Origin of the sequence: Chitinophaga sp. 180180018-3, from assembly GCF_037893185.1 — a bacterium.
In the GTDB taxonomy this organism is placed as follows: Bacteria; Bacteroidota; Bacteroidia; order Chitinophagales; family Chitinophagaceae; genus Chitinophaga.
The window spans coordinates 3,149,199-3,162,160 of sequence record NZ_CP140772.1; the positions used below are offsets into that span (position 1 = coordinate 3,149,199).

At 45.3% G+C, this 12,962-nt stretch carries 8 protein-coding genes; 1 reads left to right on the forward strand and 7 read right to left on the reverse strand.

Annotated elements, in window-relative coordinates:
• The first annotated feature begins 438 nt into the window (after positions 1 to 438).
• Complete coding sequence (locus UNH61_RS12365) at positions 439 to 1,851, forward strand: right-handed parallel beta-helix repeat-containing protein (RefSeq protein WP_326992302.1); 1,413 nt, start codon at positions 439 to 441, stop codon at positions 1,849 to 1,851.
• Positions 1,852 to 1,923: 72 nt separating this feature from the next.
• On the opposite strand, the gene UNH61_RS12370 is transcribed toward UNH61_RS12365, so the two are convergent.
• From UNH61_RS12370 to UNH61_RS12400, 7 genes are all read right to left on the reverse strand, one after another.
• Entirely contained in the window at positions 1,924 to 2,856 is a 933-nt protein-coding gene (locus tag UNH61_RS12370; protein WP_326992303.1) for an alpha/beta hydrolase, read from the reverse strand.
• Between the two features lie 2 nt (positions 2,857 to 2,858).
• Positions 2,859 to 3,605 carry a hypothetical protein gene (locus tag UNH61_RS12375; RefSeq protein ID WP_326992304.1) on the reverse strand — a complete coding sequence of 249 codons (747 nt, stop codon included), beginning with the start codon at positions 3,603 to 3,605 and terminating at the stop codon, positions 2,859 to 2,861.
• 39 nt (positions 3,606 to 3,644) lie between these two features.
• Complete coding sequence (locus UNH61_RS12380; RefSeq protein ID WP_326992305.1) at positions 3,645 to 4,367, reverse strand: TolC family protein; 723 nt, start codon at positions 4,365 to 4,367, stop codon at positions 3,645 to 3,647.
• The gene (locus tag UNH61_RS12385) at positions 4,364 to 5,794 is read right to left on the reverse strand and encodes an O-antigen ligase family protein (protein WP_326992306.1); all 1,431 of its coding nucleotides are present in this window, start codon (positions 5,792 to 5,794) and stop codon (positions 4,364 to 4,366) included. Before UNH61_RS12385 ends, UNH61_RS12380 begins: the two co-directional genes overlap by 4 nt.
• 120 nt (positions 5,795 to 5,914) lie before the next feature.
• Entirely contained in the window at positions 5,915 to 6,979 is a 1,065-nt protein-coding gene (locus UNH61_RS12390) for an acyltransferase (RefSeq protein WP_326992307.1), read from the reverse strand.
• A 6-nt stretch (positions 6,980 to 6,985) separates the two neighbouring features.
• The gene (locus tag UNH61_RS12395; RefSeq protein WP_326992308.1) at positions 6,986 to 9,142 is read right to left on the reverse strand and encodes a hypothetical protein; all 2,157 of its coding nucleotides are present in this window, start codon (positions 9,140 to 9,142) and stop codon (positions 6,986 to 6,988) included.
• 415 nt (positions 9,143 to 9,557) lie between these two features.
• Positions 9,558 to 12,962, reverse strand: a complete 3,405-nt coding sequence (locus UNH61_RS12400) for a PA14 domain-containing protein (RefSeq protein ID WP_326992309.1) — start codon at positions 12,960 to 12,962, stop codon at positions 9,558 to 9,560.

Here is a 12,962-nt window from a genome sequence, read left to right on the forward strand (position 1 = left end):
AAGTCAGTTGAAAAAAAAAATCAAAAAAAAAAGCGAAATAATTTCAAAAAATTTATATATAAACATTATAAATATATATAAATTTAATTAATATGGTTGATTGGCTTAGGTTTCAGGGCAGATAAAAGCTTTGGGTGGAGGTTGTCAATATTTGTTGTGATACAAGAACAGGGATTTGAGATTATTTAGAAACATAACGTAAAATCATCGGTGTTGAATGGCATCAGCCAGCCGGTTGAAAGTTGTTTTTCTCAACAAAAATTCTTGATATTCGCAACCAGAAATTGAGAAGTACCACTTAATTATTTTCCGGAGATAATTTAGGACTATGTATTGTTTCTATCGGTGAATAACCTGATCCATATCGGAAATAGGCCAGGCTGCTACGTTTGAGTAGTTGTATGGTTATTATTGAAACCATATTAATTTTGAAAGACCATGACGCGCAACATCATCTCGCGACTTTTTATGTTTTTATTCGTGCTAGCATTAGCGTTTTCTCTGGGAAGTTGTACCAAAGATGCCCGTAAGGAGCCGAAACCTGCTCCTGGCGGAACTCCGACAGATCCTACTGTTACCAATGTCATCAAAGGAAAGGAGTATATACTGGTACCAGACGCCAATGGAAGATTGGTAATAGATAATTCTAACGGACTGTATAAGCCTGGGGATGTTCTCAGTTTGAAGGGCAATTTCACTGCTGTTGTGATTTCGAACTTAAACGGAACTGCCAGTGCGCCGATCATTGTGCGTAATGCCACAGGTACGGTTACGAATATTGGAAATCCAAACTGGAGTGGTGGATCCTGGGCTACTGCACTGGGTTTTACCAGCTGTCGCTATGTAAAAGTAGGTGGTCAGACATCCAAAAACGATTTCCTTATCAATGGTTCCACACAGACCGGAAAGGAAGCATATTTTAATCTCGGGCTGGCAAGTCATTCTGATAACTTTGAAATCAGCAACCTCACCATACGGAATGGTGGAACTGGTATCTGGGCTAAAACTGTTCCTCTCGCCGGAGATCCCACTACAGTATATCCGAATTCCTATATGGAAAATCTGATTATCCACGATGTTTCCATCTCCGGTACCAACAACGAAGGCTTCTATATCGGACATACAGCTATTTACTGGAACCTGACTACCAATGCACCTTATTATGGAACCCCGGCTGGTTTTACAGCAGGTCAGCAATATGTGCAGCCCATCAAATGGCGTAACGTAAAGATCTATAACAGTGATGTTTCCAATATAGGAACAACAGGTATCCAGACTGCCGCCATCGATGGATTGGAGATTTATGGTAACAGCGTAACCAACTGGGGACTTCAGCATAATTCCGGCCATAATGGAGGTATCATGATCGGTGGACGCACTACCAACTCCAATGTGCATGATAACTACGTGCATGATGGTTGGGGAGAACTGATCCAGTTTTATGCTTCCGGCGAAAATGGCGGTACCCACATTATCCGTAATAACCTGTTAAGAGATAACCAACTGGATGGTATCAGCCTGAGAGGTACTAATAATGCAGTGGTGCAGGTACTTAACAACACTGTAGCAAGAGCAGGTGGTGTGAGCCTGAGAGTGAATGGTTACTTTGGAATGACCGCTCCGATAATCGCGAATGCGAATGCTTTCATTGAGCCACGCGTAGCTACCGGAGGTACTGTAACACTTAATTCCTATATCTATACTGAAAACGGAGGTGTTGTCACTGAAGGTACAGGAGCATTGGCTAATACCAAATTTCCTACCGTGGCAGCTGCCGGCGTAAATACTACTAATTTCTACCAGCCTATCAGTGGTTCTGCCCTGGCTAATACAGGATACAGAGTACAATAGTGGATGGTGTATAACGAAAATTAAAGAGCTGCCGGATACAATCCGGGCAGCTCTTTTTTTTAATCGGGCACATTACTTTGTCTCTCTCAGGTACTGCCAGATAAGGTTGTTAACGCTCGCTGGCTGTTCATAATGAGGCATATGCCCGGCACTGTCTACTTGGTTTACAACTAAAGTTGGGTATAAAGATTTGTAAGTATGTTCTTTCTCATTGGAAAAAAACGGATCCTGTAAGCCATATATCATCAGGATCCTGTTTGGCGGAATATCTTTTAAAAGGTATAGCTGATTTTGATTCAGCATATTCTTCCATGTAGATAATGTAAGACGTTTGTATCCTTCAAAATTCATGAAATATTTCAGCCGTTCTGCATATTGATTAAACAATTGCTGATTGACAAATTCCTTCCGTTGGTTTTCTACAGAACGTGGATACCAGTAACAAGTCATGAGTACATCAGAGATAAGAGGTACCCTGAGCAGTTTACTGGGCTGCAGATCTCCACTGGCAGCAGGCCCTAATAGTACGATATGGCGGGCCCTGGAAGGGTAGTGCGTTACATAATCCAACCCTATGGCTGCACCCATCGACATGGCGATGACATCGAATTGCCCGCTGATTCCCAATGTCTGCAACAAACTTACCAGCTGTTCGCGATAGAGTGACAGGTCGTATACCACATCAGGTCTGTCGGAATATCCCCGGCCATAAAGATCGTATGCAAGTATGCGATATCCTTTTGAGATGAGGAAAGGGATATTATATTTCCACACCTCCATTCCGGTAGTTCCTCCTCCATGAATCAGTACCAGCAAGCGGCCGGTATCTGCTCCGAAGAACTGATAATGAACAAGGCCATGCGTTAGTTGAATAAATTGCCCGGGGGCTTGTTTCCGGCTGATGCTGTTCAGTTGAGCAGTTTCCTGCCGGCTTTTGACAACCGCGAACACTCCCCAGCAGAGGAGCATCAGCAGTGGTAGCCCCCATAACCATCTTTTGCGCATAACTACCTTTTGTATTGCAGGAGCCATTCGTAAATATTCATCCCATTTTCACGGTACGATGGATTATAGTATTGCTCCCAGCAGCAATGTTTGAAATCTCCGGTTGTCAATTTGGTTAACCCTTTTTTATACCTGTCGGTACTGTCGGCATACAACTTACAATTACCAAGGAAAACCGGTTCTTCATTTCCACCGAAATACCAGGTATGTATATTGTTGGCCGCTGTGATATTAAAGCTCTTCAGATTTTTGTCATCTATTGTGGCGGGCGACATGTTTACTGCGGCTGCAATGCGGCGGGCAGTTCTGGGATCTGTTACTGCCATCGCTACGGACCAGCCACCTGCGCTATAACCGGTAACGTAAATCCTGGAGGAATCTATCGGATATCTTTTCAGCACATCCGTTAATGCCACATCCAGGTGATCAGGGCCTAACGACCAGCTGGTAGCCAATGGCGCCAGCACAATGAATTCATACTTTTTCTTGTCGATTTTATTGACAGCATCAATTTTCTTTCCTTCATGCATTTGTCTGGCAACACCTTGTCTGAAGATTTTTGTAATATCATTACCCGCAATGCTACGGCCATGAAAACAGATAAGCAGGGGATACCTCTTGCCGCTTTCCATTTTTTCAGGCAGATATAGCAGTGCCGGAAGATGATGCCAGGGAGTGATCTGTACATCAATCCGGCTAAATGGTTTTAAATCCTGCGCACGCAGTGTGTTGATTTGTAAGAGAAACAAACTTATGAATAGAAACATCCTCATCTTTCCGACAATTAATTATAAATGTAATAACACTTCTTCCATGGTAGTGCCGATAATGGATTCCAGTACGAGCTTAGACTGCTTAACATCCCTTTCAAGCGTTACCTTGCGCACCATTTCTGCGTTATAGATACGGTAAGCATTATTCAATCCTTCCACATCCAAAGAATGATCGCCGCTGGAGAATTTTTGCTCCACCTGTTTGTAATGATTGTAAGCATCTTCCAGCAGTGGGAGCTGCAGTTCATATAATTGTTTGTTGGCGGCATAGTCTTCGTAAGCGCGGAGTACGGCAGACTTCAGATTAAGTGCTTCAGCGTTTTTCTGTTCATCCACCACTTTTATGTTTGCTTTTGCAGCTTTCACTTCATTGGGAATAGAGACCAGGTGTCCGAGAGGTACATTGACACCGAAGTTGTAACGGGGATAGAGCGTGTTGTTGCTATTGGTTCCCTTAATAGTAAATTCATTCAGGTTACCGGATGCAATAAACATATCCCCCCAGGCGGCTTTGGCTCTGTTTACATCATATTCAGCGACTTTCTTTTTAGCGTCGAGCACCCTCATGGTTGGATTGGTAACAGCCAGTTCTACCAGTCTTTCTTTCAATCTGGCAACAGTAGGTGGATCGGTAGGCAGCCGCAGAATAATGCTGGTATCTGCTTTAGACACCTGTGCATTTGCATGCATGATGGCGCCTGTAAATGCTACCAATAGGATTAAAATTACTTTTTTCATGTTGTGATATTTGGAGATGATAATAAATATTTGAGTTTTATCGTAATACCGGTCAGGCCATACATAAGCAGCGCCGATTCAATAAGTCCCGCGGACTCCTGCGCATAGATACTCACCACAAGAGCAAACAAAACGCAGACGATTGTTAGTGTTAAGATCTTCTCGGGTTCCGTTCGACTCGTGAAGTAGTTGCTAACAGCATATTGCATCAGGAGGTACAGGTTGATGAAAACAAGTATCAGCCCTATCCAGCCTTGTTCCAACGCTGTACGGAGGTATCCGCTGTCGGGAGGAAATCCGTCGAGATCTGTACCGGATCCGGGCTCACAGCTCAGTAAACCACCTCCGATCGGATGTGAATAGATGTAAGGCTGAATGCGATGCCGGTTAATGTCACGTACATTTAAAGAGGCATCACTGGAACCAGAGAAAGCAGTTCTGATTCTGATGATCGTAGCGTTACTGTGAAAGGGGCCAAACATTACGACGAGGAACGCAATGACGAACAACCCGGCGCCGATGATGGTATTCCTGTTGCGCAGGTTAACCAGCACCAGCATTACAAGTCCCATTGGCACCATTACATAGGCCGTACGTGTACCTGAATAGCCCAGCGCCATGAATTGAAAAATCATGGATATTACCAGCAGCGCTTTACGCGGATAGGAGACCACCCTGGTAGAGCTGGTCAGCAATACCGCATTGATGATGACGCCACAGGCCATAATTACACCAAATACTGCCGGGTCGGATACAAATGAGAAGATCCGTATGCCGGTAAGGATAAGTACAGTTTTGAACTTTTCCGGGTATTTGGCTATAAATGCTTTTTCAAAAGGAAGGAGTCCGAACCATTGTTGTATGCATGCATACATGGCAGCCAACGTCAGAATGGCAATCCAAAAAGTAAAGAACACCTTCAGGTCTTTGACGTTACGGATCAATTTCATGACCAGGAACATTAAGATCATATTGCGTATAAATCCCCTGGTGAAGGTCGACCAGCCACGGTGATCATGTATACCGGGGTTGAAGAACTCAAGGAGGATAAGCGCAAAATAAATATAGAAACTGACCAGCAGCGGATCTTTCAGGAAATCTACTTTACGTATACTTCTGTCGTCAGGATTAAACAGGCTGCCCAGTAGTGTAATGAGCACCATTGCATCAATCACCACGCCTACAGGAAGTTCATTGCCGGATACCCTTTCCAGCAGGCGAACAGTAAGACCTACACCTAATACAATATAATAGCCTGCCCGGTAGTTCAGCACACAGATGCCGGCTACAGCAAGACCAATAACAGCGCCAGTCAGCAGTATGGTATATTTCACCTCCTGTGCACTGATGTACGCTATCAGGGTTGCCAGTAGCATCCAGCTGATGACAAGGAAAATATTAAATATGTTTTTAGCAGTAGTTTTCACTGAAAAAGGTTTATAGAAACACTATCTTAACGCCCATTGCAATGATCACCATCGCAATAAAAATCATAATCAATACCTGGTGCAAATGATCGTCAACAGGTTTCTTTTTGGTGGCTGCTTTCATTTTGGACGATGTTTTAGACGCTTTTCTTCCAATGGCCCTTTAAAAAGGAAGCCCAGCTTCAGGTGCATGCAGGCCCTGTATATCCGGATCGACAGTACAATTGAAACCGGGATAAGTATCAGTAATAAAACGGTACCATTATCTATACCTGCCTCAATGAGTATCATCCTCAACGCTGCAGCAATGGTTACATGCAGCAGGTAGATATAAAGTGAATAGTTACCAATTATCCGAAGGAAGCTGAATGTGCCGGTTCGGGCCAGGTAGGACGACAGCAGCATTACAAACAGACAACCGTTGAGGGCAATCAGCATGTACACATACAGATTCATTCCCTGGTGCAACAAATAATACCATTGAAGGGCAGCGAATACCGGAAGCGCTATCAACAGATTAACCGGATTGCTCAGACGTTGTTGGGTGTCTTCACTAAAAAAATACCTGGATCCCCAGTCGCCAATGGCAAAGAATATATAATGAAGGCAGATATCATAAAGTGCGCTGTGGCTGACAACATAAGGAGCAATGCCCAGTAACACCAGACCAATCAATAGTTGCCATCCCTTCCGGTCGCCTGTTACCAGGCTGACCAACAGGTAAATGATTGTAACGTTGAATAGTGCAAACAGATACCATAGCTGATCCAGTTTTCTGGGCTGAACGATTATATTCAGAAAATCAAGACCAGAGCGCGACGCATTTGTGAATGATGAAAATACAATCTGCAATGAGATCTGGATGATCGCCCAGAGTATGTAGGGATACAGTAACGTATTTACCTTATTGATAGCAAATCCGCGGGTTCCGCGCGAACGCAGGCTCCTTTCGAAGAATGCTCCCGAGAGAAGGAAAAAAAGCGGCATGCGGAAACTGTATAACATATCGTTCGTATCTGTTATCGCCTTAGGCAGTGATATGTCGCTGGCAAGGAGGCCATAAGCCAGGTGTCGATATACAACCAGCACAATGGCAATTCCTTTGGCGTAATCTATCCAGCCGAGGCGTTGTTTATTTTGAGTGGGCGGCAAAACAGAGATGCCATGTTCGCTATCTTGATACATGATTAATCACAATTCTATGAAGTCCTCCCTCACATCATTCAATACGGCTCCAATGAACTTGTCTCCCAGCTGCTCAAGGAATTCAGAAGATTCCTTATCTATTTGTTTCATCTTTAGCCGTGAGGAAAATACGGCTACTACACCTTCCGCGTAAGCGGACAATTCGCGGCTATCCGTAAAATCGTTCAGTGGGGCGCCTTCCATTATAATGAAATCATAATAGCTTTTTAATTCCTGCAGATAATTCAGCAGGCTGTTGGGAGGTAATACTTCAGACGGTGTATAGTCGCCTCCTTTACATCCTACTATCTCAATATTTGGCTGCGCATAGGTTGTGACGATTTGCCTGAATTTATCTATAGAAAATTCGGATGGCAGCATGGAAAAGCTCTCAAGCGTAGGCTTGGCGTTCATTTGAACAGTAACATCATTGTTACAGAAATTGGTGTCGAGCACCAATACCTTCTTATTGCTCAGGCTCATGCTGTAGGCAACAGCCTGCAATAATGTAGTCTTGCCCTGCTGAGGCTCTGTACTGGTGAAGAGGATAATTCTTTTACCACTACGCTCTATTTCATACCGCAACTTGCGAAGGAGCTCTCTGAAAATGTTCTGTCTTTTCAACCATTCCGCTTCATTTGATTTCCGCTGTAATATTTCAAGCAGGTTGTACTTCTGAAGGTTAGCGTGATTAATGGTAGCAATCAGTTTCAGGTTGGAATTTCTGCTGAATATAGAAGGTGATTTCAGTGAATTATCCATGAACTCTATAAACAGAATGCTGATACAGGAGATCATGAAGACAGCAATGCCCGACATGCCCATTATAACCAGTCTTTTGGAAGATTCTGGTGTAAAGGCAGGCTGGCCCTGCAGTGTCTGGCGGAAATTATCCTGAGGAACATTGCGGTTATCCACTGCAGCTCCCAGTTTTTCTTTGAGTTTATTGTATTCATCCTGCGCCAGTTCTACTTCTTTCTGCAGTGAGGTTACATTGGCTTCCTTATTGGCATAAGAACCAACAGACGACCGTAACCCGTTAATCTTACCTTCCAGTGAGCTGATGTTCAGTTTAGCAGCGCTGATCTGTGCTTCCAGGGCGCTTTTCTGCTGGATAAGCTCTTCTCTGGTAACCAGTTTACCGCTGGGAGAGGAAGCTTCCATCATCGCTTTCTGCAATTTGGCGCGCTGTGTTTTTATTTTCTCTGCAAGGGCATTATCGCTGGAACCGCCTTCTACGTATTGATCGTTGAGGTCATTGATTTGTCTCCGTAATGCAACAATATCGCCGTTCGAATTACTGTAAGCAGGTTTGCCTGAATTCATCTGAGCGAGCTGTGTGTTCACATTATTCAGCGACGCTGAAAGTTGGTTGTAGTTAGCCCGTTCATCAGTAATAGATTTCTCAAATTGTTTGATTAGATCCCATTCGTTGCCGCTGGCAGTTTCTACGTTCAATACTCCCTGTGATGTTTTGTATCCCCGGAGCGCTTCTACCTTACTGTCGAGCTCTTTCTTCTTCTGGCTCACCAGGGCTTCAAATGTTGTCACATCCTCTACACTGCGCTCTGAGCGGGAACTGCGATAGAAGCGGATGAATTCACGGTAAAGACTGTTTACGATATACGCCGACATTTCCGGGTTTTCAGAATAGCAGATTATATTGATATAATCTGTCCGCGAAAGACGGCCAGTGTAAACCATTTTACGGATGGATTCATAATCGTATTTATACAGCTTCATATATTCGAGTACTTTCCTTTCTTCGGGAATGGAAGAGGAGAGTACCTGTAGAGAGTCATTTTTTTCCCTGCATATCTTTATAATATCTTCCTTGTTGGCCGATTTAAATGCAGGATCGTCCATTTCCTTGTCTGTCAGGTGCCGGAATGGTTTGCTGGAAGTAAGATCATGTATTATCAGGTCATTGGATAATAGTCCAATCACCAAAGGAGAGTTCATTGTTTCAACAACGTTGTCGAATTTTACGTCTGCCTCAAACAGGTTGACATTTTCATCGCGAAGTTTGATCTGATCGTTGGTTGTAAAGCCAGTAGCCATTTGGGCTGTGGACGCATACAGTTTGGGCTTTCCGATGGTAAAGGCAAATGCGCCGGCGATCGCCGCAAGCGTGCTAAGTAGTATCCACCACTTCTTTTTCATTAATGCCTTTATAAAGTACACGATATCCATATAGAATTTTCCTTTAATGCTTTTCCAGTAAAAAAACGCCGGGGGCAGGACAAAGCCGTAGCTAACCTGTTGGGGCGCAGGAATGTCAGAGGAATGGTAAAAAACTATTAAACTCCGGCCTGTAGCCGAACAATCTTGGTCTTATCGGAGGATGCGGTCAAGGTGAGAAATACCAGAAAGCATGGATAGCTTAGGTATATCCGGTTGTTGGGTCAAAGGTAAAAGATTATAACAAAAGACACTTTATTTTTAAGCGAAACATAAAAAATAGTTGGTAACCGCTAAAGTTTAGCCGGTAAAGAAGATATTAAAGAAAAGATCCACCTGAGTTATCTCAGGCGGATCTTTTCTTGATTTAATATGTTACAACTTATTCTGTTACATTTTATTGTTGCTTCATAAGTTTGACACTATTGCTGATTTGACTGTCGGGAGACGTGAGTCGCAGGAAGTAGATGCCCGGCGTATTTATCTTGCCCTGGGTATTGATCCTGATAAGATTTTTTCCTTCTGGCAGATCTCTGCGAATTTCTCTATAAAGGCTTTGCCCGTTGATGTTGACAATTTCAATCAGCAGTGATGGCAGTTGGTGTGGTAATGCCAGGTCAATTGCCAGATCGTTTACAAACGGATTTGGATATACATTCACCTGGAATTTGGTGTTCATACTACCCGGCGTACTTCCTGAAGAAGCCGTTGTGTCTGTTATCGCCAGGGCAACTGGTGTACCGGTCAATGGCTGTATTGGCTGGGGAACGAAAGCCGAGGCGGGAATGAGCTGCATGGTGTTGATGCCGGCAGCAGCACTGGTCCAGTATACCTGCATATTATACCCGCCACTTGCCTGGAAGTAGGTGATGGTGATGGGGTATACCCCGGCAGCAATGTTATTTACAGTGCCGCTTGCTGATCGTGCACCGTGGAGGCCGTCGTTATTGACGGTAGGCGTAGCACTACTGCTATATGGTATATTGAAGTATAGTTTACTGCCATCATCAGAATTGGTTGTAAAGGTATAACTACCGGTAACGGGTATACGAATATAACCAGTCCACATCAGCGCATAGTAGGTGGTAGTGCCGGCTGGAACTACTGACAGATCCGGTACGGCGGTTTTGCCAGTCTGGACAGGTGTCAGCGTGCTGAAATTGGGCAGTGCACTCCAGCTGCCTTTATAGTATTTGTAATTAAGATTGGGCTGTGGCGCAGTGGTGCCGGAAGCCACCGGCGTATAGTTTGAATTACCTCCGCTTCCTATCGCCCTTACCTGGTAGTAATAAGTCGTATTGGCCTGTAAAGCGGTATCAGTATATGCTACCACAACAGGGCCGGTTGTGGTTACCAGGCTATAGGTACCGGCGGAACTGACGCTTCTATATATCTCGAAACCTGTTTCATTAGTACTGTTGCGTGTCCACTTGAGATTCAGTTTGCTGAAGCTATTTGTTGTAACGGTCAACCCGGAAGGATCGGCAGGAGGAATCGTATTGGGATCTACGAAAGCTGAAGCCGGTATTAACTGTTGGGTGGTGATACCTGCAGCGGTACTGGTCCAGTATACCTGCATATTGTACCCGCCGCCTGCCTGGAAGTAGGTGATGGTGATCGGGTACACTCCGGCAGCAATGTTATTTACTGTACCACTTGCTGATTGTGCAACGTGGAGGCCATCGTTATTGACGGTAGGCGTAGCGCTACTGCTATATGGTGTATTGAAGTATAATTTACTGCCATCATCAGAATTGGTTGTAAAGGTATAACTACCGGTAACGGGTATACGAATATAACCAGTCCACATCAGGGCATAGTTGGTAGTGGTGCCGGCCGGAACTACCGACAGATCCGGTACTCCGGTTTTGCCGGTCTGGACAGGTGTCAGCGTGCTGAAATTGGGCAGCGCTGTCCAGCTGCCTGTATAGTATTTGTAGTTAAGATTGAGGAGGCTGATCGTATATGCCACCTGGTTACTTGGCGCAGAGGTATTGCCCGCGGCGTCTTTCGCCTTTATATAGAAGTTATATGAGGTAGTATTATTCAGGCCGGTTACAGTACCTGTCAGCACATTGCCCACAGAAAGTACGAGTGTGTTATTGGCATATATATCATACCCGGTTACACCAACGTTGTCTGTAGCTGCATTCCAGCTTAAGGTAACCTGGCCGCTGCCGGAACCGGTAACCCGCAGGGAGACGGGTGCTGTAGGAGGTATGGTATCCGGTGCGGTGGTACCTTTTATTTCTGTTGAAACCGGTGCCGCTGCATTATCGTTTACAGGGCGCACGATGTAGAAGTAGTTGGTTCCCGGCACCAGTCCATTATCTGTATAAGTGTCTGCATTAGCGCTGTTGCGGCCTGTCAGTGTATAAGGGCCACCTGTCTTTGTTGCTCTGTATATTTCAAAGTATTTTTCCAGATATTTAGGCGTTGGGTTTTCTGTCCATGACAGCGTAACCTGGGTTTGTGTTACACTGGTAACCGTAAGCCCGCTGATAGTATCCGGTCCGTTGGCGCCAGCGGCGCTTACTACCCTGAACGTATCCGATGTAGCGCTGGAGCAGGCGTTGGCCTGCATTTGACTAACATAGTAACCGCCCGGGGTGGAAGTGGTGAGCGTATTAGTAGTACTCTGTGCCCCAACGCCCTGCCATTGGTAGCTGGCCATACCAGCAGGCACCTGCATTGTAATGCTGGTGCTTCCATCCGGAGCAGGCAATACGTTACTGGCAAGGGCAGGAGAGGTGGTAATCACCGGTACCGGCGTAGTGCCCCTGTAGCTGATAACAAGCGGTACAGGCGCCCAGCCGGTCCAGCCATTGGGCAGCTGCATCCTTACACGATAACTGCCTGCTATAGTGGCAGCGATAAAATTAGATGTGCCGGTGTAGATCGTTGTGCCATCTTTCTGCCACTCATATTGGAGCGCACCTGGCGCAACGCCAACGGTGATGGTATCACCCGGGCAGAAAACAGTGGTTCCAAACAGGGAGGTAGGATTCAGTCTGTTAGCCCTCAGCATGAAAGGCGTGAAATCCGGTTCATTCCAGGCGTCCAGCCAGGTGTTATGAGCATCATTTGGGTAAGTAGTCAGTTTAATATCTGCTCCGGCAGCCTGCATGGCGCTTACAGCTACATTTGTCGTATAAGGGGCCGGACTTCCGTCCAGTCCTCCCTGAAACTGCCAGAGGGGAGTGAATTTATACCTGTTGATAGAATCCGGATAGAAGTACGTCATGGCGCTCATGGGTAATGCGGCAGCTGTTAGTTGCGGGTACCTGAAAAGAAATTCCCAGATACCATATCCTCCGGCTGAAAGGCCGTTCAGCACCAGTCTGTCCGGATCTCCTTTACAACTGGCCACAAGGGAGTCTACCACTTCTTTCAGGTTGTCATAATCATTAGGGCCCCAATAGCCCCCCTGGCTTTGCGGATAGAGCAGGTAACCATCGAAGGTACCATTATCCACCCGGCTTGCCCAGGTCTGGCCTCCCCAAAGCAATTGGTCTTCGTTGTCATATATAGTGCCTGCTTCTCCGACTCCGTGAAGGAAGAGGTATATAGGATACTTCTTCCCGTCATTCACTCCCGGCGCATAAGTTTTTGGGAATTTAAGGCGGAAAGCCATGTTTTTATAAATATAACATTTGTAGGAGTCCGTACTATAAGTCATCCTAACAGTTCTTACCCACCTGGTGATCTGGGTATAAACCGGGGTAACAGGCGGATGAGTGGAGTCGTAGGTGACTACCGGATCATTCGGGTTTAGTACTGTCTGAGCATTTGCTGGTAACAA